The sequence below is a fragment of the Tsuneonella flava genome (assembly GCF_002870965.1).
Lineage (GTDB): Bacteria > Pseudomonadota > Alphaproteobacteria > Sphingomonadales > Sphingomonadaceae > Tsuneonella > Tsuneonella flava.
In genome coordinates, this window is sequence record NZ_PHSO01000005.1 from 351,152 (window position 1) to 373,076 (window position 21,925).

A 21,925-nucleotide genomic window follows, 5' to 3' on the forward strand; every position below is an offset into this window, starting at 1 on the left:
CAGTGAAACTATCGCTTCCCCTGTCGCCCATGCCCTGTCCAACAGGGATGGGCGGCGGTGGGGCGCGGCCACTTTCAGCGGCTATCGCAAACGAAAGCGGATCAATCGAACCCGGATTCGAGGAACCGGATCGCGCATCCTGCCAGCAGCGCGGTGCCGCGGGGCAGAGCGGCTTCGTCCACCATCATGCGCGGCGAATGGATCGAACAGGCGCTGCGCCAGTCGTCGTCTCCCTCTGCCGCCACGCCGAGGAAGAACATCGCGCCAGGCACCTGTTCCAGTACGTAAGAGAAATCTTCCGCACCCATAATCGGCGCGGGCAGCGAAACCCACTCGCCTGCGCCGAACAGTTCGCCCGTCACAGCCTGCCCCAGAGCCACTGCACGCGGATCGCACAGAGTGACGGGGAAGCCGGGCGTCACCGTCACTTCGGCGGTCAGGCCATATCCCTTCGCAATCGCTTCGGCGGTTTCTGCCAGCAGGGCATGCGCTTTTTCGCGGTGATGCGGCGACAGAGTGCGGATCGTTCCGCGCAGGGCCACTTCGTCTGCGATCACGTTATGCGCGGTGCCCGCGTGGATCATCGACACGGTAACGACCACCGCATCGGCGGCATTGAACCGCCGTGTGACCATCGCCTGCAACGCTGTCACGATGGCGCAGGCACCGGGAACCGGATCGTGCGTGTCGTGGGGCATGGAGGCATGGCCGCCACTGCCCTTCACCACGATATCGAACTGGTCCGCCGCCGCCATCAGCGCCCCGGCGCGCCCCGCCACTGCGCCGTGGCGGGCATTGGGCATGACATGCAGCGCGAAGGCCGCTTCGGGTAGCGGATCGATCAGGCCATCGTTCAGCATATGGCGCGCGCCGTGGAACCCTTCCTCCCCCGGCTGGAACATGAACTGGATTTCGCCCGACAGTTCTTGCGCCCGCGCCGCCAGCAGTTCCGCCGCGCCCGCCAGCATGGCGGTGTGGGTATCGTGCCCGCAGGCATGCATCCGCCCCGGGACTGCGGAGGCAAAGTCCAGCCCGGTCTGTTCGTCCATCGGCAGCGCATCCATATCGCCGCGCAACAGCACCCGGCGCCCCGGCTGGCCGCATTTCAGCGTGGCCACGGCCCCGGTCGTGCGCCCGCCTTCGCGCCATTCGAGCGGCAGATGCGCCAGCGCGGTGCGCACTTTCGCCAGTGTTTTGGGCGTTTCCAGACCCAGTTCGGGTTCGGCATGGATCTGGCGGCGCAAGGTCACAATCCGGTCGGAAAGCGCGCGGGCGGCATCGAGTAAGTCGGGATGAAGCATGATTCTCGAAGCTTACGCTGTGCAGGCGGTGTGGAAAAGGGGCGTGAGGGCGCTTGTCGCCCATTCCCGCGCAGGTTAACGCAAATTCGAGAGGACGCACCCAGCCGCAAGGTCCGCCGATGAATGCGCCGTTGATATCCCCGTCTATCCTGTCTGCCGATTTCGCGTGCCTTGGCGAAGAGGTGCGCGCAATCGACGCCGCCGGTTGCGACTGGATCCATATCGATGTGATGGATGGGCACTTCGTCCCCAACCTCACGATCGGGCCGGGCGTGGTGAAGGCGCTGCGCCCCCACACCGATAAGCCGTTCGATGTGCACCTGATGGTCAGCCCGGTGGACAACTGGCTGGAAAGCTTTGCCGATGCCGGGGCGGATATCATCACTGTCCACCCGGAGGCGGGGCCGCACATCCACCGCACAGTGCAGGCGATCCGCGCTCTGGGCAAGAAAGCCGGTGTCAGCCTGAACCCCGCGACGCCTGCCAAGATGCTCGATTACCTGATCGACGAAATCGATCTGGTGCTGGTGATGAGCGTTAATCCCGGCTTCGGTGGGCAGAGCTTCATTTCCAGCCAGCTTCGCAAGATCGAAGCGATCCGCAAGATGATCGACAAGACCGGGCGCGATATTCATCTGGAAGTCGATGGCGGTGTCGATCCGACAACAGCGCGGCAGTGCGTCGATGCCGGTGCCGATGTGCTGGTGGCCGGATCGGCCACTTTCCGCGGCGGGCCTGAACGATACGCCGCCAATATCGCGGCGCTGAAAGGTCTGGCAGAGGTTCCTGCCTGATGAGCGATGCGACGTTGGTGGAGCTTCGCGGAACGACCTCTGGCAGCGACAGTGCTATGCCGTTGAGCGACGCGCCCGAACCCACCGCCGTTACCGCGACCGAACAGCCCGCCGAAGTGATCGAACCGGCGCGGGCACTGGTTCTGGCCGACTTTGCCCCGCCTTCGCTGGGGCCGGGCGAGCGGCTGATGCGGATGGCCTATGGGCTGGGCGTATCCGGCTCCACTTTGCTCTCGCCGTTCCGCAAACCGGCCCGCCCCCGCTTGCTGGCCACTGTAGAGCCGCCGCTGGAAGGTGACCGGGCGGCGGGCATGGCGCTGCGGGCAGGGCATTTCCTGATCTATGGCGTTAAGGCGCCGATTGCACAGGTCGATTTCGGCCCGACCGCGCGCCTGACGCCGCCATTCGAGCAATGCGTCCACGGTTTCACCTGGCTGAGCGATCTGGCGGCGGCGGCCCCGCGCGAACAGAGCGCTGCGACTGCAGAACGCATCCTGCGCGCATGGCTCGATGCCAATCCCGTGCCGGGCAAGGGCGCGGCGTGGTATGTCGAACATGCCGGTGCGCGGCTGCTCAACTGGTTCGTCTATGCGCCGTTTATCCTGTCGGGCGACGATTCCGCATTCCGCAACCGCATACTGGCGGCGATGGGGGACACGGCCCGCTGGCTCGATCGGAACGCGGCGCGCGCGCCCGACCGGCTGGCGCAGGTTGCCGGCTGGTCCGCAGTCGTCGCGGCAGGCCTGCTGTTGCCCGAAGGCAAACCGCGCCGCCTGTTCGGGGAAGCGGGCCTGTTGCGTGCGCTGGGCGAACTGGTGGCGGAAGATGGCGGCGTGCTCAGCCGCAGCCCGCTGGCGCAAATGCAGGCAATCGCTCTGCTGACGACGCTGCGCGCCTGTTATGAAGCGGTGAAGTGCGATCCCCCTTCTGCGCTGGAAGCGATGCAGGCCCTGCTGGTGCCGCCGTTGCTGGCGCTGACCCATTCGGATGGCGGGCTGGGATCGTGGCAGGGCAGCGGTGCGGTTTCGGCGGATCGCCTGTCCGCGCTGGTGCTCGCCAGTCGTGTGCGGACGCGGCCGCTCAAGAACGTGCGGCAATGGGGCTATCAGCGGGTCGCCGGCGGCAAGTCGGTGCTGATCTACGATGCCGCACCGCCCCCGCTCGCGCGCCATGCGCGCACCGGCTGTGCATCGACACTGGCGTTCGAATTTTCTGCCAGCGGACAACGGATCGTGGTCAACTGCGGCGGTGCGGCGTTCGCGGGCGGGCAGGTGCCCGTGCGGATCGAACAGGGGCTGCGCGCCACCGCCGCGCATTCCACGCTGACGCTCGACGATGCGAATTCCACGGCGGTCCTGCTGAACGGCAAGCTCGGCTCTGGCGTCGCGGAAGTGGAGGTGGACCGCCGCCAACTGACGCTGGAAAACGGCAAGGCGACCCGCGTCGAAGCGAGCCACAATGGCTATGCCGCGCGTTTCGGCCTCGATCACTGCCGCATTCTGATTATGCGCGACGATGGCAACGAATTGCGCGGGGAAGACCTGCTGTTGCCGGTGGGCAAGAAGGGCAAGCGCGGCAAAATCGGCTATGCCATCCGGTTCCACATCGGGCCGGGCATCGAACTGGCGCTGAGCGAAGATGGCAAGGGCGCCGGGCTGGCATTGCGCGATGGCACCTATTGGCAGTTCCGGCTCGGTCAGGTAGCGGACGACGCGAAACTGGCGATAGAGGAAAGCCTGTGGGTCGATGGCCAGGGCCGCCCGCAACCGATCCAGCAACTCGTATTGCAAGGGCTGACTTCTCGCGGCGGGGGATCGTTCTCCTGGCTGCTCAAAAAAATGGGATGAAATTCAGGTGACTGACGTAACGATTAAACGGGCACTGTTGTCGGTGTCCGACAAAGCCGGATTGGACGATCTGGGCGCGAAACTGGCGAAGGCCGGGGTCGATCTGGTGTCCACCGGCGGTACGGCGAAGGCCCTGCGCGATAGCGGGCTGGACGTGCGCGATGTGTCCGATGTCACCGGTTTTCCCGAAATGATGGATGGCCGGGTGAAAACCCTGCACCCGATGGTCCACGGCGGCCTGCTGGCGGTGCGCGACGATGCCGATCACGCGGCGGCGATGGAAACCCACGGGATCGGCGCGATCGATCTGGTGGTGGTCAACCTTTATCCGTTCGAAAGCACCGTCGCGCGCGGCGCGGATCGCGACACCGTGATCGAAAATATCGACATCGGCGGGCCGAGCATGGTGCGTTCGGCAGCCAAGAACCATCGCTATGTCACGATCGTCACCGATCCGGCCGACTATCCCGAACTGCTGGAAGAACTGGCGAATAAGAACGGCGCGACTACGCTGGAATTCCGCAAGCGCATGGCGGCCAAGGCATTTGCCACCACTGCCGCCTATGACGCAGCGATCAGCCAGTGGTTCGCCTATACCGATCAGCAGCAGAAATTCCCGCCGCAGGTCAGCATGACCCGCGTGCTGTCGGGTACGCTGCGTTATGGCGAAAACCCGCATCAGGATGCGGCGCTGTATCTGCCGCGCGGCCCGCACACCAACGGCCTGCCGCAAGCGCAGCAGGTGCAGGGCAAGGAACTGAGTTACAATAACTACAACGATGCCAACGCAGCGTTCGAACTGGCCGCCGAATTTGGCGGGCAGGAACCGGCGGTGGTGATCGTGAAGCACGCCAACCCGTGCGGCGTGGCGCAGCGCAGCACTTTGCTGGAGGCGTGGAACGATGCGCTGGCGTGCGACAGCGTTTCGGCATTCGGCGGGATCGTTGCCACCAATGTCCCGCTCGATGGGCCGACGGCAGAGGCGATCTGCGAAATCTTTACGGAAGTCGTTGTCGCGCCGGGAGCGGACGATGCTGCGAAGGCGGCGTTCGCCCGCAAGAAGAACCTGCGCCTGTTGCTGACCGATGGCCTGCCCGATCCGCGCCGCGCGGGGCAGACACTGGCGATCATCGCCGGGGGCATTCTGGTGCAGGATCGTGACAACGGCGCGATCACGGCAGACGATCTGAAAGTCGTGACCGACCGCGCACCGACCGAGCAGGAACTGAAAGACTGTCTGTTCGCATGGACCGTGGCGCGGCACGTGAAATCGAACGCCATTGTCTATGCCAAGGATGGCGCCACTGCCGGGATCGGCGCGGGCCAGATGAACCGCCGCGATTCGTCGCGCATCGCTGCGATGAAAGCGGCTGAGGCAGCGGAGAAATACGGCTGGGCCTCCCCCCGTACAGTGGGCAGTGCCGTCGCATCCGATGCGTTCTTCCCCTTTGCCGATGGCCTGCTGGCCGCTGCCGAAGCCGGGGCGACTGCCGTGATCCAGCCGGGTGGTTCGATCCGCGACGAAGAAGTGATCGCCGCCGCGAACGAAGCCGGTCTGGCGATGGTCTTCACCGGAATGCGCCACTTCCGCCACTAGAGAGGTGGGCGTGACGTTCACCGCATAATTGGTCGCCGCCGCTGCTCGTGACTGCGAGGAGCGGCGACGACGCGGTGGAGGAAGCTGGACCCCGGCTCTGCGTCCACAATGACGCAGGGAGGTGAGCGCGAGAACGGCCCGCGAACACGCCGCCACCTCACCTGAACCGGGCACAACCCGTGCATTAAGCATCTTGCAAGCAGAGCGGGTGTACCTATCTGAGCACCCCATACGAAAAGAAGTGAATTACCCATGCGCCTGTTCAAGTCCGACCTCTATCGCAATTTCGCCATCGGTTTCGCGATCGGCGCTGTGATCGTGGCGGTGAATGCAGGTGCGGACCCGTGGACCAATGCCGTGCCGCAAGCTCATGCAGAGCCGGTTGCGGTGACTGCCGCGGCGGAGTGATCCGGCCTGCGCTTCTCGCAGTAATCGCCAGCTTTGCGCTGACATCGTGTCAGCAACCTGCCGTCGCCGGAGAAGCGACTTTCGATGCCCCCGCCGCTCAGCGGATTGCCAGTGAAAAGCCGGGCCTGAAAACCGCGGTGTTCGTCGGCGGCTGCTTCTGGGGTGTGGAGGCGGTTTTCAGCCATATGAAAGGTGTGACCAGCGCTGTCTCCGGCTATCACGGGGGCAGCAGGGCCAATGCCACTTATGCGCGCGTGACCCGCGGCAACACCGGCCATGCCGAAGCGGTGCGGGTAACGTACGATCCATCCCGTGTGCGCTACGATCAATTGCTGCGGGTGTTCTTTTCCGTGGTGGCCGACCCGACGCTGAAAAACCGGCAAGGCCCTGATTCGGGCACTCAGTACCGCGCTGCGCTGGTGCCGCTGAATGCCGAATAGCGGGCGGTTGCCGCCGCCTATCTCAAGCAGATGGGTGCATCGGGCGTATGGAAACGGCCCATCGTTGCGCGGATCGAAGGGTACAAGGCGTTTTACCCGGCGGAGACATATCATCAGGATTTCGCGCTGCGGAACCCCGACAACGGATATATCCGCGCGTGGGACGCCCCCAAGGTCGCGGCGTTGAAGGCGCAGTATCCCGCGCTCTACAAGGCGGGCTTCACCCGTAACTGACTGGTGTGTCGTGGGGACCGTGCGCCACTATCTGGCGCTCCGGCCCGTAGCGCACTAGATAGGTTTCATGGCAGGCCATAAACACCATTCGCACGAAGAACACAGCGGCACCGATCTGGTCGATGCCGCGCGCGATGCACTGGTCGCATCGGGGGAACAGTGGACCGACTTGCGCGCCGAGGTGTTCGGCGAACTGGCGAATTATGCCTCGCCCGCGTCGGCCTACGACATTGCCGATGGCGTGTCGGCCCGGCGGGGCAAGCGAATCGCGCCCAATTCGGTCTATCGCATTCTCGACCTGTTCGTGGCCCGCAATCTGGCCATGCGGGTGGAAAGCAGCAACGCCTACCTCGCCAATCCGCACCCCGGTTGCCTGCACGACTGCATCTTTCTGGTCTGCGATGAATGCGGGGAGGCGACCCATATCGACGACGATGCCGTCAGCCGCACTGTTCGCGCGCTGGCCGAAGCGGCGAATTTTCTGCCCGATCGCCCGGTGATCGAAATCCGCGGTCTGTGCGCGGCGTGTCGGCCCAAGGGGTAAGGCGCGCGGGTTTTCTGTAAGCTGGACTCTGCCTCCTCCCTCCCCTCGTCATTGCGAGGAGCCGCAGGCGACGTGGCAATCCATGGCTGGAACCTCTCCGCCCATCACATCGGTTGCGACGGGCGGAAACGTCAGGCGATGGATTGCTTCACTCCATTCGCAATGACGAGTGGGAGAGGTATGGCCACCCCCAAACCATCACCCCGGACCCGATCCGGGGCCCGGCTTCTTCCGCTTCCCCGCACCAAATCTCAGAGCGGCTTGCCCATGCGGATCAGCGGGACGCGGTCCTCCACTCGCTCGATCGGTTCGTAACCCGCCACGCGGTACAGTGGTTCGCCCGATAGTGTGGCCATCAGTTCCACCCGCGTGAAACCGGCGCGGCGCGCTTCGTCTTCGCATTGGGACAACACCGCCTTGCCTACACCGCGGCGGGCGAAAGCCGGGTCGGTGTACATTGCCCGGATGCGCGCCGCTTCGCTGGCGGGATCGAGCAGGCGCGGTTCGCGCAGATGGGTGCTGTGGTCGCCGCCATAGAGCGTGGCGCGTTTGCTCCACCCGCCGCATCCGGCGATTGCGCCGTCGAGTTCCGCGATCCAGTACGTGCGGTCTTTCACCAGTTGCCGGTCCAGCCCCATGACCTGCCGACTTGCTTCGATCTGCGCGGGATCGAGAAAGCCCTGCTGCAAATGGGTGATTGCGCGATCCATCAGGGCGTCGAGTGCGGGCAGGTCGCTTTCGGTCGCGACACGCATTACGGGAGTGTTCATTCGCGCCGCATAACATTCAACCTATGCGAATCGACACGGATTTATTGTTCGGCTAAGCGCAACAAATGGTTGAACGCCCTGAAACCCCGCTTCTCGATACTGTCGCTACGCCAGAAGACCTCCGCAAGCTCAAGCCTGAGCAGTTGCGCCAGTTAGCGGACGAGCTGCGCTCCGAGATGATCAGCACTGTCGGCAGTACCGGCGGCCACCTGGGTTCGGGGCTGGGCGTGGTCGAACTGACCACTGCGATCCATTACGTGTTTAATACCCCGGCCGACCGGCTGATCTGGGATGTCGGCCATCAGGCCTATCCCCACAAGATCCTTACCGGGCGGCGCGACCGTATCCGCACATTGCGGCAGGGCGGCGGGCTGAGCGGGTTTACCAAGCGCAGCGAAAGCGAATACGATCCCTTCGGCGCCGCCCATTCGAGCACTTCGATCAGCGCGGCGCTGGGCTTTGCCGTGGCCAACAAGCTGAAGGATGCACCGGGCAAGGCAATCGCTGTGATCGGTGACGGCGCGATGAGCGCGGGCATGGCATACGAGGCGATGAACAACGCCGAACAGGCGGGCAACCGGCTGGTGGTGATCCTGAACGACAACGATATGTCGATCGCGCCCCCGGTGGGCGGGCTGTCGGCCTATCTCGCGCGGATGGTGTCGAGCAGCGAATATCTCGGCCTGCGTAGCCTTGCCTCCAAATTTGCGCGCAAGCTCAGCCGCCGGGTCCACTCGGGGCTGGAAAAGGCGGAAGAATACGCGCGCGGCATGGCCACCGGCGGGACTTTGTTCGAAGAACTGGGGTTCTACTATGTCGGCCCGATCGACGGGCATAATCTCGACCACCTGATTCCCGTGCTGGAAAACGTGCGCGACAGCGAACAGGGGCCGATCCTTGTCCATGTCGTGACGCAGAAGGGCAAGGGCTATGCCCCGGCCGAAAACAGCGCCGACAAATATCACGGCGTGGCCAAGTTCGATGTCGTCACCGGCGAGCAGAAGAAAAGCGCAGGCGGCCCGCCCAATTATCAGAACGTGTTCGGTGAAACGCTCGGCAAACTGGCGGACAGCGATCCGCGCATCTGCGCTATCACCGCCGCGATGCCCAGCGGCACCGGAGTGGACAAATTCGCCAAGGCACACCCCGACCGCGCATTCGATGTCGGCATTGCCGAACAACATGCGGTGACATTCGCTGCCGGGCTGGCCGCACAGGGGATGCGCCCGTTCTGCGCGATCTACTCGACATTCCTGCAGCGTGCATTCGATCAGGTGGTGCACGATGTCTGCATCCAGAACCTGCCGGTGCGCTTTGCTATCGACCGTGCCGGGCTGGTCGGGGCGGACGGGGCGACCCATGCGGGCAGCTTCGACATTACGTATCTGGCGACACTGCCCAATATGGTCGTGATGGCGGCAGCCGACGAAGCCGAGCTGGTCCACATGACCTACACTGCGGCGCAGCACGACAGCGGGCCGATCGCCTTCCGCTATCCGCGCGGCGCGGGCACAGGCGTGGCTCTGCCGGAGAAGCCCGAACTGCTCGAAATCGGCAAAGGGCGCTTGGTGCGCGAAGGCAGCAAGATCGCTCTGCTCAGCCTGGGCACGCGCCTGGCCGAAGCGCTGAAGGCCGCCGATGTGCTGGAGGCGAAGGGGCTGTCGACCACTGTGGCGGACCTGCGTTTTGCCAAACCGCTCGACACCGCGCTGATCGATAAACTGATGCGGACGCACGAAGTGGTCGTGACGGTGGAAGAAGGCGCTATCGGCGGCCTCGGCGCACACGTGCTGACTCATGCCAGCGACGAAGGGCTGACCGACAGCGGCCCGAAAATCCGCACGATGCGCCTGCCCGATCTGTTTCAGGATCACGACGCGCCTGAAAAGCAATACGACGAGGCGGGGCTCAATGCGCCGCAGATCGTCGATACCGTGCTGAAGGCGCTGCGCCACAACAGCGCAGGCGTGGAAGAAGCGCGGGCGTAAGTAGCGGGGGGCGTCGGGCGCGCGCGTGCGCTCTCGGGTAAGCCCGGCACTCGCCTTATTGGCGGTTCTCACTCATAGCACTCCTCACTCGTCATTGCGAACGGAGTGAAGCAATCTATGGTCTGGCGGTTCTGCCCATCGCAGCGGTTGTGGTGAATGCTAACGGCGGGCCATGGGTTGCCACGTCGCTGCGCTCCTCGCAATGACGAGGGCGGGGCGGTAGAGGCAGGGGCGGACATCGCCAACCATCACCCGCGTCACCCCCGGCCCCTGAGCCGGGCTCCAGCTCCCACTTATGCGCGGCACGGAAGAGCAGCGGGGCCCCGGATCAAGTCCGGGGCGACGGTGTGCAGGGGAGATGGAGGCGCGGGCAGGGTAGGCTGGTGCGGGATGCTGACGGTAGCCTCCAATATCCTGTCACCCCCTCCGTTCGCCACCCCACCCCCGATTGTCAGCCAAACTCGCAAACTCCTCCACTCGTCATTGCGGACGGAGTGAAGCAATTCGTGGCGAGAGGGCGCTGCCCACTGCGGCGGTTGTGATGGGCGCAAGCGGCCGCCCATAGATTGCCACGTCGCCAGCGGCTCCTCGCAATGACGTGGGGAGGGGCGTGGAATTTCTCTGCCACCTCCCCGCCAATCGCACTCGGTGGGCGGCTGCGGCGGGAAAAACCGTGCTATCGGGCGAAATCGTTGCCGTAGCCGCTGTCTGACAGGATCGCAGCGGGATCGGCGGCGTCGATCAGGGTGTCGATGGCTGTGTGCGGGTCTTTCGCCTGTGCGACATAGCTTTGCGCGATCCGCATCCCGACCCAGTATCCCAGCTCGCTCGGCCATCCTTTGGGCGGGGAGCCGGCATTGCCGAACCAGCGGCCATAGGCGGCCTCCGCTTCGGGAGTGGCGTTTCCATCGGATCCCATCCCGGCCTGCACTATGGCGGCATCGTGCTGGAAATCGCGCCACACTTGCGCCTCTCGCGCCCGCGCCCATGTGTCGCGCTCAGCATCGGGTATGCGGGCGGTAACGACATCGGTGATGTAATCGGCCACCCCTTCCACCAGAGCGGAGGCGAGCAGGGGATTTTTGCGGGCTTCCGCCGATGGCCGGGGCTGAAACGTGTGCACCGTTTCGTGGGCGAAGAACTGGCGCATCTTGCCGTTGAACGATTCGCGGGTGGGTGACAGGCGGCACAGCACCTCCAGTCCGATCACCTGTATTCCGGTGTCGGCGGTTCCCCCGCTGTTGCCCGCCCCGATCACTACCGCGATTTGCGGCAGGGGCCGGTCGGGCAGCAGGCCGCGCAGCGCCAGATAGCTGGCGCGCAGTTCGGCATTGGTATCGGCCACCCACGGCAGGCAGCGTTCGACCGCGTTGCGATAAAGATCGGGGTTCTTCGCGACAGTGGTGGCGAGGTGTTCGGCGTTCCGGATGCGATATGGGGTGAACACTTCCACACCGCGCCCGCCGTCGCGCAGATAACGTTCCTCGATCTGGTCGGCGGTCGGCTTGCCATCGGTATCGCGCCACAGCTGGGCGAAATGCTGCGCCGCGCTGTCATCGACGCGCGCGGTCAGCGGATCGACGGCATCCGTGGTGGGGGCCGGAGGCAGTTCGGTGGGGAGAGCGGGCTGTGCCGCGATGCTGGCGGCGATCAAGGCAGGAATCAATACCAACGGCCCACTCCATTAAACTGGAGGGTGTGTATGCTATGTAACACACCTGCGCGCAAGTGGATGATTGCGGCGTGTCTTTCCGCGAACGAGGGCGATCATCACCACGCGCCCCGCTGCGACCAGTGCCAGCGCGGCCAGTGCCACCAGAACGCCCAGAATCATGTCGATCAGATAATGCGTCCCTTCCACCGGGGTCGCCAGCAACATCGCGCCGTTGAGCGCCAGCATAGCCACGCGCACCGGCGGCAAAGACCGGCCATAAGCGATCATCAGCACCCCGGCGGCGGTGTGGAAACTGGGCGCGGACACCAGCCCGACCAGATGGCCGAGGTCGATCTGGCCAATGGCATGGGCGCGCAGCAACGGGATCAATGTCGGCTGCCACAGGTCGCTGATCGGCAGGTAAGCCACCGGATCGCGCCACATCAGATAGCCGAGCGGGCCGATAGCGGGGATGAAGTAGAACGCGATCAGCGTCATCAGCGCGGCCAGCCATGTCGCGGCGATGAAATCGTGCGCGGTGCGCCGCTTCCCCGCAAGGGCGCAATATCCCAGCAGAATCGCGGGGGAGAAGTAGATCGTTTCGTAAGCGACGCGCCCGGCGATTTGCAGCCAGCGATGATGGGCCACGGTGCGATACCAAGCCAGCCAGTCGAACTGCATCGCCAGATCGATCCGGTGCAGCGCGGGATCGGCATAGCCGCTGCTGAGCGCGGCGACGGGATAGCTCGCTACCGCTCCGGTCAGCGAAAATGCCATGAACAGCCCATAGTAGGCGGTGCCATCGCGCACCGCCTGCCCCAGTCGGGTGCGCGGGCGCTGACATGCCCAGTGGAACGCGCCCAACGTGCCGAATACCAGCACGAATATCAGTGTGCCGGGGGCCAGCGGGGCGATAGACAGGCGGGCGCAGGCCATCAGCGCCGCAGTGGCGAGCACGCTGGCGATCAGCGCGGCCACGATCCAGCCAGGCGGAATGGAGCGAGCGGAATCGACGGATTCCGCGCGTCCGGGTTTCGGATGCAACACGCTGATCGGCACAGGCAAAGGTTCCCACGCGATCGCGTGCGACGATCCCGGATCGCCCACGAAAGCCGGCGCCCTATAGCGACCGCCGCGAAGCAGGGCCAGAGGGTGTTGCAATGATTCGGGCGGGGGTGACGCGGATGGTGGGGACTATCCCTCAGTCCCTCAAAGCCCTGCCCCCGCCCCTTCGTCATTGCGAGGAGTCGTCAGGCGACGTGGCAATCCATGGGCCGCCCTCTCCCCAGCCACGACCGCCGCGATGGGCGGAACCGTCAGGTCATGGATTGCTTCACTGCGTTCGCAATGACGAGGATCGGGGGAGAATGGCAGGTGACAGGGCAGTAAGTGAGCCACGTGTCGGAAAGCCCCATTAGCAGCCCGCACCACCCGCCAACGCCAGCGAAAATCCCCCGCACCACCGTCACCCCGGACTTGATCCGGAGCCCCGCTGTTCTTCCGTGCCGCGCATATGGGGGAGCTGGACCCCGGTTCAGGGGGCGGGGTGACGCGGGTGGCGGGGGGCGAGCCTAAGCTATCTCCACCCCCTCCCCTCGTCATTGCGAGGAGCCGCAGGCGACGCGGCAATCCACGAACCGCCGCTTGCACCGATCACAACCGCTGCGATGGGCAGCATCCTCTCGCCCTGGATTGCGTCACTGCGTTCGCAATGACGAGGGGAGGAGTTTGCGAGTTTGACAGACGGTCGGGGCCGGTCGGGGCCGGGGTGGCGGGATTGGAAGCCGCCGTCCTGTGTCCCGCACCAGTCTGCCCTCCCATACAAGCGCCCGCGCCGATATGCGCGCGCTTATCCCGCCTCGGTCGTTTCGAGCTGTTCGCCCAGATCGAGCCATGCCGCTTCGGCTGCGGCCAGCTTGTCCGCCACTTTGGCGCGTTGCACCAGCAGGTCGCTCATCGCCATGTCCGCCAGATGGCGGGCGGCGTTGGCCGGTTCGTACATCGCGCGGTCGATCTCGGTGCATTCGGCCTGCAGCTTTGCCATCGCCTTTTCCGCCTTCGCCAGTTCGGAGCGCAGGAAACGGGCCTGCGCGCGGGATTTGGCGCTGTTGGCATTGGCGGCCTTCGCCGGTTTGGCGGCGGTGTCGCTTTTCGGCTGGTTCCGGCCCAGCACGAAGTCGATATAGTCTTCCATACTGCCATCGTATGGCTTCGCCGTGCCGCCATCGACCAGCACCAGCCGGTCGGCCGTCAGTTCCACCATATGCCGGTCGTGGCTGATCAGGATCACGGCCCCGGCATAGGCATTGAGCGCCTGAATCAGCGCCTCGCGCGCGTCGACATCAAGGTGGTTGGTCGGTTCGTCCAGAATCAGCAGGTGCGGCGCATCGCGGGTAATCAGCGCCAGCGCCAGCCGCGCGCGTTCGCCGCCCGACAGCGTTTCGACCAGCGCGGTCGCCCGGTTGCCGGAAAAGCCGAACCGGCCCAGCTGGCCACGCACGGCGGCAGGTGGCTTGCCATCCATCGCCCGCGTCATCAGCTCCAGCGGAGTGGAATCGCTCGACAGTTCTTCCACCTGATACTGCGTGAAATAGCCGACCTTGAGCTTGCCAGAGGCGTTCATCGCCCCTTCCTGCGGAGCCAGTTGCCCGGCGATCAGGCGAGCGAGCGTGGTCTTGCCGTTGCCGTTGCGGCCGAGCAGCGCGATCCGGTCGTCCGCATCGATCCGCAGGCCCAGCCGCCGCAGCACCGGCTTGTCTGCCGCATAGCCCACTGCTGCGCTGTCGAGAGTGATCATCGGCGACCGCAGTTCTTCGGGCGATGGGAAATCGAAGCTGAGCGACGGGTCTTCCATCAGCGCGGCAATCGGTTGCATCCGGGCCAGCATCTTGGCCCGCGACTGCGCCTGTTTGGCGGTGGAGGCGCGGGCGCTGTTGCGGGCGACGTAATCGGCCAGCCGGGCGCGCTGGGCATCCTGATTGGCCTTGGCCGCGGCCAGTTGCGCGGCGCGTTCGGCGCGCTGTTTCTCGAACGCGTCGTACCCGCCGCTATACAGCGTCAGTTGCCCGCCCTGCAGGTGCAGGATGTGATCGACCACTTTGTTCAGCAGATCGCGTTCGTGGCTGATCACCAGCAATGTCGCCGGATAGGATTTGAGGAAATTCTCCAGCCACAGTGTCGCTTCCAGATCGAGGTGGTTCGACGGTTCGTCCAGCAGCAGCACGTCGGGCTGCGAAAACAGCAGCGCGCCCAGTGCGACGCGCATTTTCCACCCGCCTGAAAAGCTGTCGAGCGGCTGGCGCTGCATCGTTTCGTCGAAACCCAGCCCGCTGAGGATCTTGGCCGCGCGCGCCGGGGCGCTGTAGGCGTCGATGGCCAGCAGCCGTTCATGCACATCGCCCAGCCGGTGCGGATCGGTGCAGGTTTCCGCTTCCTCCAGCAAAGCGGCGCGTTCGGTATCGGCGGTCAGCACGACCTGTTCCGGGGTGGTATCGCCGCTCGGCGCTTCCTGCGCGATATAGCCGAGGCGGGCCTTGCTCGGCTTGCCGATTGTGCCGTCGTCGGGCTCGATCTCTCCGATCAGGGCCTTCATCAGCGTGGACTTGCCCGCGCCGTTGCGGCCGATCAGGCCGACGCGCGCGCCATGCGGGATCGCCGCACTGGCGCGTTCGAGGATAGGCCGGCCACCAAGCCGGACGGTAAGGCCGTCGATCGTTAGCATGGCGCGGCCCATAGCAGCAGTATGCGTCAGGCCCAATGGGGTGCTTTGCATCTCCCGCCAACGCGCCTACCGACAGCGGATGGATATGAACGATCTGATGCTGCGCTATTTCGGCACCCTCGATCTGAGCGCGGTCGCGCCCGCTGCCCTGCCTGCCGGGATCGACCGGATGCAGGTCGATTTCGGGCTGGAGAAAGATCGCGGCAAACGGTTCGCGTTGTGGAGCCTGCTCCACCTGTTCGACGCCGCGCCCGATCTGGATGTGGCGTTCAAGGACGAGGCCGACCGCGAGGCGGCGCGCAACCTGATGGATATGATGGCCGCGCAAATGCCGGACAGCGAATGATGCACGCCACGCTTTCAACGCTGGCCCGATTGCCCGGTTTCGATGTCGATACTTTCGTGCGCGATCACTGGCAGCGCAAACCGCTGCTGATTCGCAACCCGTGGGGCCAGTGGAACAATCCGCTGGAGCCGGACGAGCTGGCCGGCCTGGCATGCGAACCGCAAGTCGAATCGCGCCTCATCACGCTCGAATCGCAAGACTGGAACCTCGAAAACGGGCCGCTGCCCGAAGATCGGTTTTCCAGACTGGGCCGCGCCCCGTGGACTTTGCTGGTGCAGGCGGTCGATCATTACGTGCCCGAAGTGGCCGCGCTGGTCGAACCGTTCCGCTTCATCCCCAACTGGCGGATCGATGACGTGATGGTCAGCTATGCCGTGGCGGGCGGCGGGGTCGGCGCGCATTTCGATCAGTACGATGTGTTTCTGATTCAGGGCCTCGGCACGCGCCGCTGGCAACTGGGCGAACTGTGCGATGGCGACACCCCGTTGCTGGCGCATGACGGTTTGCGCCTGCTGGCCGAATTCGAACCGGTGGAAGACTGGGTGCTGGAACCGGGCGATATTCTCTATGTCCCCCCGCGCGTGGCGCACAAGGGCGTGGCATTGAGCGACGATTGCATGACGTATTCGGTCGGCTTTCGCGCTCCGTCGCGCTGCGAACTGATCGCGGGCTGGTCCGACAATATGCTGGACGAGATCGACGAAGACCGCCGCTATACCGACGCCACGCTCGATCCGGCGGCCAATCCGGGGGAAATCCCGGCAGAGGCACTGGCCCGGCTGCATGCTCTGGCGACCGAAGGGCTGCACGACAGCGCCGGGTTCGCTCGCTGGTTCGGCGGCTATGCCACTGCGCCCAAAAACCCGGAGATCGACTGGCGACCGGAAGAACCCTTTGCCGATGGGGAGGTGGCCGATGCGCTGGCGCAGGGCGCCGCGCTGATCCGCAACCCCGCCAGCCGGTTTGCCTTTGTGCGGGAAGCCGATGGTGTGACGCTGTTCGTCGATGGAGAGGTATATCCGTGTGCGAGGCCGACAGCGCGCTTTGCCGAAACGCTGTGCGCCGCGCCAACGGTGCAGGCCGACGCGGTGGACAGCGCGGCGCACGATCTGATCCGCGACCTGCTCAACACAGGCGCACTCGCCTTCGAAGAAACCTGAATCCTCCCCCCCAGAGGAGGAGGATTGAGGTTCAACTCAGATCACGCTCCACCCATTCGCCCGGTGCAATTCCGTCGAGCGTCCATTCGCCGACCGACCAGCGCACCAGTCGCAGCGTCGGGTGCCCCACGGCGGCGGTCATCCGGCGCACCTGCCGGTTGCGGCCTTCGCGGATGGTCAGGCGCAGCCAGGTGTCGGGCACGGTCTTGCGGACGCGGATCGGCGGATCGCGCGGCCACAGGTCGGGCGCGGCGATCCGTTCGGCCTCGGCAGGGCGGGTCGGCCCGTCTTTCAGCGTGACTCCGCGGCGTAGTGCAGCCAGCGCGGCATCGTCCGGCTCCCCCTCCACCTGCACCAGATAGGTCTTGGGCAATTTGAAGCGCGGATCGGCGATGCGCGCCTGCCAGCGGCCATCGTCGCACAGCAGCAGCAACCCTTCGCTATCGCGGTCGAGCCGCCCGGCGGGATAGACACCGGGCACAGCGACGAAATCCGACAGCGTGCACCGCTTCGTCTCGCTGCCCCGGTCGGTGAACTGCGAGAGAACGTCGTATGGTTTGTTGAACAGGATCAGGCGGGCCATCCGCGCCCTATAGCCTGCGTCCTATAGCCAGCGCCATATCCCCGCCGGAACCCCCGCTCCGGGCATATGCGCGAACGTCAGCACCAGCCACAGCACCAGCGCGCCAGCCCACAGCAGCCATCCGGCGGAAAACAGCTTGTGCCAGCGCGGCCAGAACGATGTGCGCGATTGCCAGCTTGCCCAGCCATTGCCCAGCAGGCGGCGTTTCTTGCGATCCTGCATATGCGCGCCGACCAGCGCGAGGAAGGTGATCGCCCCGGCCACGATCAGCGTGCGGATATCGAACCACAGCACGATATGCGCGACCCCCCACAATGCGAAGCCCCACATCATCGGGTGGCGCGTCACCGCGAATACCCCGGTGGGCGCGCGGTTGATGGCAGCCTGTGTTCTGGGATTGGGCAGCGCGGGATTTTTCGACAAAGAGCCGAGGAACAGCACCAGCGCGGGCACGGTCAGCACGCTGGCCACGGCCCAGCCCATGTCGCCGCTGCCCGGCAGATCGGCGGCAGGCGCGGCGCGGAAGGCCACCACCATCCAGCCCAGCGTTGCGAAGGCGACCAGCGAATAAATGCCCAGAAACGCCGGTTCGCCCACTCGCCGCACGATTGGCGCGCGCAGCGGGTGCGACAGAGCGAAATGCGTGCCGACAAAGGCAATCGCGGCGAACAGCAGTTGAGTAAGAGCGGGGCTCAACAGCCGTGCCCCGTTGCGGATAGGAAGCGCCGTGGCTGCCGAAATGGGCAGCGGATCGATTGCCACCGTTGCATCGCGTCTCCTCCTGTGTCCCGGTACGGGCCTGTCATGCGCGACCGATGCGCCATTCGGATAATGGCGTGGCGGCAGCGAAGCAGGCCTTTATTTGCAAGCCGTTATGGCTTGATGTCAATCGGACCGAACGTAGTGAAGGCGCAGTTCACCGTAATAATCGTCGCACCGGGCGCGATTGCGCTGTTGCAAGGAGGGGAGGGCCTTAAGCCACCCCCTCCGCGCCCCCTCATCATTGCGAGGAGCCGTCAGGCGACGTGGCAACCCATGGCCCGCCGTCAGCCCCCATCGCAACCGCTTCTTTGGGCGGCCGTCAGGTGAAAGCTTGTCACACGAAGACGCAAAGACACGGAGTGGATTTGGTTCGTAGGTAGGGGGGTACCCTGCCGATGGTTGACCAATACCATCGCGCGTATCCCCCCTCGTCATTGCGAGGAACCGCAGGCGACGTGGCAATGCATGGCTCGCCGTCGCCCCCACCACAACCGCCGCGATGGCAGAGACGTCAGGCCATGAGTTGCTTCACTCCGTCCGCAATGACGAAGCGAGATGCGGAGGATAACCGACCCTCCCGGCTACTCCGCGCCGCTGCCGATGCCGACCAGTTTCACGGTGAACAGCAATGTCGCTCCGCCCGGCACCGGACCTTTGCCCTTCGGACCATAGGCGAGGTCCGACGGGGACGCGATTTCGATCGTGTCGCCCACGCCCATCTGGGGGATCGCCCGCTGCCACGCGGGCACCAGCTTGCCGAGTGGGAACGTCGCGGGCGGGCCGCCGTCCGACGTGTCGATCACGGTCCCGTCGCTCAGCTTCGCGGTATATTCGACAGAGACCACGTCCTCCACCGTCGGGTGTTTGCCCGAACCGTCGCCTGCCACGCGCTTCCACAGCAGGCCGCCGGGCAGCGATTGCCAGCCCGGTTGCGCTGCGCGTTCGGCTAGTGCGAGCTGCTGTTTGTTGAGCCACGCCGGATCTTGCGTCTGCGCGGGTTCCGCCGCGCGCAACGCGACATAGCCGAGGCAGGCGAGGATCGCTGCGCCCACTGCCATCAAAGCGGTCTTGTCGATCATCGCCTGCTTACCACTCGTATGCTTTGGGAAGCTGGCTGGTATCGAGATCGCGGTAGCGTTCGCGCAGCTTCGTCTGATGGTTGTCGGTCGGCTGTTCGACCCCGTCGATAAACACCTTCACCGGGGCAGACGACAGTTCCAGCGGATCGCCATCCCATAGCACTACGTCGCCCACCGCGCCGGGTTTGAGCACGCCTGCCTTGCCGCCGAACCCGGCGATTTCCGCCGGGACAGAGCTAATCGTCGCCAGCGCCTGCCCCCAGGTGAGGCCCGTAGCGCCGGGCAGTTTGTTTAGCGCGACGAGGTTGCCGGCAAACTGTTTCGAATTGCGCGCCTGATCGCCGGTGCCGCCGGTCAGGCCGCCGACAGCGACCTTTACCCCGGCCTTCACCATCCGGCCCACGTTGCTCTGCGTCGCGGCGAGATCTTCGAAGCTGGTCGGCAGATCGTCGAGCGCGTGGGCGATCACCGGCACTTTCGCAGCGGCGAGTTCATTGGCGACCATCCACCCCTCGCTCGCGCCGACGATCACGAGGTCGAGCTTAGGGAATTCGTTTCGCAGCGCGAGCACGGAGCGGATATCCGCCGCCCGCTCCACCGCGACATAGAGCGGTTGCTCCCCCTTCACCACCGGCACCAGCGCCAGCGCATCGGGGCGGTTGAGCAGCACGTCGCCCGGCCGGTCGGCCTTGCCCACGGCGTTCTGCGCTTCCTGCAATGCGTTGCGGAAGGCGGCCTGCGCGGCAAGCCGTGTGCCACCGGCGATCCGCCCGCCGGATTCGCCCAGCGTCACTACCTGAAACGCGCGCGGGCGCATCACCATGTTCGGGTCCGCGCCGAGATCGACCACAGCGCCTTGCCCGCCGAAAATCGCGGACGAGGGGCCGACGAACACGCTGGCCCGCGTGATCCCGCCACCGCGCGTGACCGACACGTGCTGCGACGCGGGGTTGAGCGCGGTCGTCACATCGAGCGCGGCGCTGAACGGCGAACGGCCGCCCGAACTGTCGTTGCTTTCGCGCACGCCATCGACATCGTAGAGGCCGAGCTGAGTCATCGCGGCGAACAGGCCGGGGGTGACCCATTTGCCGGTGCCATCGATCACTGCCATCCCGGCAGGCGCGGCCACGCCCGGCCCGGCGGCGACGATCTTGCCGTTCTGCACCACGACGGTGGCGTTTTCGACCGGTTCGCTGCCATCGCCCACCGCCAGCGTGGCGTTGGTGATCGCGACGTTCTGTGCCGCGAGCGGAGCGGAGAGGGCCGCTGCCGTAGCGGCAAGGGCGAAGCCTGTTACGCGGCGCAGGTTCATTTCACGTCTCCCATGCCGGGCTGTCCCAGTTCGAAATCGCTGACCGGGCGCATTTTCGGATTGTCGGCATCGAACAGCAACGCGCCGTCGATCCACACTTTCTCTGGCCGGGAATAGACGCTGAGCGGGTTGCCGTTCCACAGCACCACATCGGCCATCTTGCCGTTTTCGAGGCTGCCGGTCTGGCCATCGATGCCCATCGCCTTTGCCGCGTTAAGCGTGAGCCAGCGGACCACTTGCGCGTCAGGAATATCGATCCCCATCCGCTTGCCCGCGGCCTGCGCCTTGGCCGCTTCCTGATTGAGCCGCTGAATGCCGTTCTCATCGTCCGAATGGATCACCACGCAGGCCCCGGCATTCTGCAACAAAGCCGCGTTTTCGGGAATCCCGTCGTAGCTTTCCATCTTGAAGCCGTACCAGTCGGCCCACACAGCGGAACACACGTCGTTTTCTTTCAGCAGATCGGCGATCTTGTATGCCTCCACCGCGTGGTGGAAGGCGGTCACTTTATAGCCCATTTCCTTGGCCATATCGATCACCAGCGCCATTTCGTCGGCGCGATAGCAGTGGTTGTGGACCAGTATCTTGCCGTCGAGCACGCCCTTCAGCGATTCCTTGGCCAGATTGCGCTTCTTGCCATCATAGCCCTGCGCGTCGATCCATGTCTGGCGATCGACCGCGAAGTTGCCCATCCGGGTGGAGGGCATCCGCCCTTTGCTGCCATAAACCCGCTTGGGATTTTCGCCGCAGGCCATTTTCAGGCCATAGGGCGCGCCGGGGAACTTCATCCCCTGCACTGTGCGGCTGGGCACGTTTTTCAGCGTGGCCGAACGCCCGCCGATCAGGTTGGCCGATCCGGGCAACACTTGCAGCGTAGTGACGCCGCCATTGGCCAGCGCGCGGGTGAAGCCGGGATCCTGCGGCCACACCGAATGTTCCGCCCACACTTCGGGCGTCGTCGGGCTGGTCGCTTCGTTGCCGTCCGAATGGGCGGAAACGCTGGGGCTGGGGTAATCGCCCAGATGGCTGTGAATATCGATAATGCCGGGGGTCACATATTTGCCGGTGCCGTCGATCACGGTGTAACCGGCGGTGTCCAGCCCGGTGCCCACTGCCTGCACCTTGCCATCGCGGAATAGCACGACGGCGTTGTCGATTTCCTTGCCCGTGCCATCGAACACCGTCGCCCCGACCAGCGCGGTGGGCGCGCCGGGATAGGGCTTGTAGGTGGACGGATAGGGTGCATCGCTGCTGGCGGTGGCCTTGGCGGGCGCCGCGCTGGCGCTGCGCGTTTCGCCGCCGTCTGCGGTGGTGCTGCATGCGGCCAGCGCCAGTGCGCCCGCCGCTGTCATGAACGATCCCGTAAGTTTCATCTTTTCCCCCGA

At 65.1% G+C, this 21,925-nt stretch carries 18 protein-coding genes and 1 pseudogene; 9 read left to right on the forward strand and 10 right to left on the reverse strand.

Going from position 1 to position 21,925, the window contains the following annotated elements; translation table 11 throughout:
- Nucleotides 1-101: 101 nt before the first annotated feature.
- Entirely contained in the window at nt 102-1,301 is a 1,200-nt protein-coding gene (locus tag CV013_RS08725) for a M20 metallopeptidase family protein (protein ID WP_102154878.1), read from the reverse strand.
- 119 nt (nt 1,302-1,420) lie between these two features.
- Between CV013_RS08725 and rpe the strand changes: the two genes are divergently transcribed.
- The 6 genes and pseudogenes from rpe (at nt 1,421) to CV013_RS08750 (ending at nt 7,165) form a co-directional block, all read left to right on the forward strand.
- Complete coding sequence (rpe, locus tag CV013_RS08730) at nt 1,421-2,095, forward strand: ribulose-phosphate 3-epimerase (protein WP_102154879.1); 675 nt, start codon at nt 1,421-1,423, stop codon at nt 2,093-2,095.
- Nucleotides 2,095-3,942, forward strand: a complete 1,848-nt coding sequence (locus tag CV013_RS08735; protein WP_102154880.1) for a heparinase II/III family protein — start codon at nt 2,095-2,097, stop codon at nt 3,940-3,942. The genes rpe and CV013_RS08735 overlap by 1 nt, the downstream gene beginning before the upstream one ends.
- A gap of 7 nt (nt 3,943-3,949) precedes the next feature.
- Nucleotides 3,950-5,539 (forward strand): bifunctional phosphoribosylaminoimidazolecarboxamide formyltransferase/IMP cyclohydrolase, encoded by a 1,590-nt coding sequence (purH, locus tag CV013_RS08740; RefSeq protein WP_102154881.1) that lies wholly within the window; start codon nt 3,950-3,952, stop codon nt 5,537-5,539.
- 252 nt (nt 5,540-5,791) lie between these two features.
- Nucleotides 5,792-5,947, forward strand: a complete 156-nt coding sequence (locus tag CV013_RS15545; protein ID WP_157935750.1) for a hypothetical protein — start codon at nt 5,792-5,794, stop codon at nt 5,945-5,947.
- A gap of 137 nt (nt 5,948-6,084) precedes the next feature.
- A pseudogene (msrA, locus tag CV013_RS08745) lies at nt 6,085-6,621 on the forward strand (peptide-methionine (S)-S-oxide reductase MsrA).
- Between the two features lie 67 nt (nt 6,622-6,688).
- Nucleotides 6,689-7,165 (forward strand): Fur family transcriptional regulator, encoded by a 477-nt coding sequence (locus CV013_RS08750; protein WP_102154882.1) that lies wholly within the window; start codon nt 6,689-6,691, stop codon nt 7,163-7,165.
- Between the two features lie 251 nt (nt 7,166-7,416).
- On the opposite strand, the gene CV013_RS08755 is transcribed toward CV013_RS08750, so the two are convergent.
- On the reverse strand, nt 7,417-7,935 hold the full coding sequence (locus CV013_RS08755; RefSeq protein WP_102154883.1) for a GNAT family N-acetyltransferase: 519 nt from the start codon (nt 7,933-7,935) through the stop codon (nt 7,417-7,419).
- Nucleotides 7,936-8,000: 65 nt separating this feature from the next.
- Here CV013_RS08755 and dxs point away from each other — a divergent pair, with 65 nt between their 5' ends.
- Nucleotides 8,001-9,923: a 1-deoxy-D-xylulose-5-phosphate synthase gene (gene dxs / locus CV013_RS08760; protein WP_102154884.1), complete on the forward strand. Its 1,923-nt coding sequence runs from the start codon at nt 8,001-8,003 to the stop codon at nt 9,921-9,923.
- Between the two features lie 676 nt (nt 9,924-10,599).
- Here dxs and CV013_RS08765 read toward each other — a convergent pair.
- From CV013_RS08765 to CV013_RS08775, 3 genes are all read right to left on the reverse strand, one after another.
- Nucleotides 10,600-11,595 (reverse strand): gliding motility protein GldB-related protein, encoded by a 996-nt coding sequence (locus CV013_RS08765; RefSeq protein WP_102154885.1) that lies wholly within the window; start codon nt 11,593-11,595, stop codon nt 10,600-10,602.
- A 33-nt stretch (nt 11,596-11,628) separates the two neighbouring features.
- Nucleotides 11,629-12,684: a phosphatase PAP2 family protein gene (locus CV013_RS08770; RefSeq protein ID WP_223805180.1), complete on the reverse strand. Its 1,056-nt coding sequence runs from the start codon at nt 12,682-12,684 to the stop codon at nt 11,629-11,631.
- 742 nt (nt 12,685-13,426) lie between these two features.
- Nucleotides 13,427-15,298, reverse strand: a complete 1,872-nt coding sequence (locus CV013_RS08775) for an ABC-F family ATP-binding cassette domain-containing protein (protein WP_102155168.1) — start codon at nt 15,296-15,298, stop codon at nt 13,427-13,429.
- A 79-nt stretch (nt 15,299-15,377) separates the two neighbouring features.
- On the opposite strand from CV013_RS08775, the gene CV013_RS08780 reads away from it, so the two are divergent.
- Together CV013_RS08780 and CV013_RS08785 are read left to right on the forward strand one after the other, a co-directional pair.
- The gene (locus tag CV013_RS08780; RefSeq protein ID WP_102154886.1) at nt 15,378-15,644 is read left to right on the forward strand and encodes a hypothetical protein; all 267 of its coding nucleotides are present in this window, start codon (nt 15,378-15,380) and stop codon (nt 15,642-15,644) included.
- Nucleotides 15,641-16,804, forward strand: a complete 1,164-nt coding sequence (locus CV013_RS08785) for a cupin domain-containing protein (protein ID WP_223805181.1) — start codon at nt 15,641-15,643, stop codon at nt 16,802-16,804. The genes CV013_RS08780 and CV013_RS08785 overlap by 4 nt, the downstream gene beginning before the upstream one ends.
- Nucleotides 16,805-16,835: 31 nt before the next feature.
- Here the strand turns inward: CV013_RS08785 and CV013_RS08790 are convergent, their stop codons facing one another.
- The 5 genes from CV013_RS08790 to CV013_RS08810 all read right to left on the reverse strand — a co-directional run bounded on the left by CV013_RS08790 (nt 16,836) and on the right by CV013_RS08810 (nt 21,913).
- On the reverse strand, nt 16,836-17,387 hold the full coding sequence (locus CV013_RS08790; RefSeq protein ID WP_102154887.1) for a pseudouridine synthase: 552 nt from the start codon (nt 17,385-17,387) through the stop codon (nt 16,836-16,838).
- A 21-nt stretch (nt 17,388-17,408) separates the two neighbouring features.
- Nucleotides 17,409-18,149 carry an NnrU family protein gene (locus CV013_RS08795; RefSeq protein ID WP_321196966.1) on the reverse strand — a complete coding sequence of 247 codons (741 nt, stop codon included), beginning with the start codon at nt 18,147-18,149 and terminating at the stop codon, nt 17,409-17,411.
- Between the two features lie 581 nt (nt 18,150-18,730).
- Entirely contained in the window at nt 18,731-19,228 is a 498-nt protein-coding gene (locus tag CV013_RS08800) for an FKBP-type peptidyl-prolyl cis-trans isomerase (RefSeq protein ID WP_223805182.1), read from the reverse strand.
- A 7-nt stretch (nt 19,229-19,235) separates the two neighbouring features.
- A complete protein-coding gene (locus tag CV013_RS08805) occupies nt 19,236-20,540 on the reverse strand; it encodes an amidohydrolase family protein (RefSeq protein ID WP_190276459.1) in 1,305 nt (434 codons plus the stop codon).
- Complete coding sequence (locus CV013_RS08810; protein WP_190276460.1) at nt 20,537-21,913, reverse strand: amidohydrolase; 1,377 nt, start codon at nt 21,911-21,913, stop codon at nt 20,537-20,539. The genes CV013_RS08805 and CV013_RS08810 overlap by 4 nt, the downstream gene beginning before the upstream one ends.
- Nucleotides 21,914-21,925 lie beyond the last annotated feature (12 nt).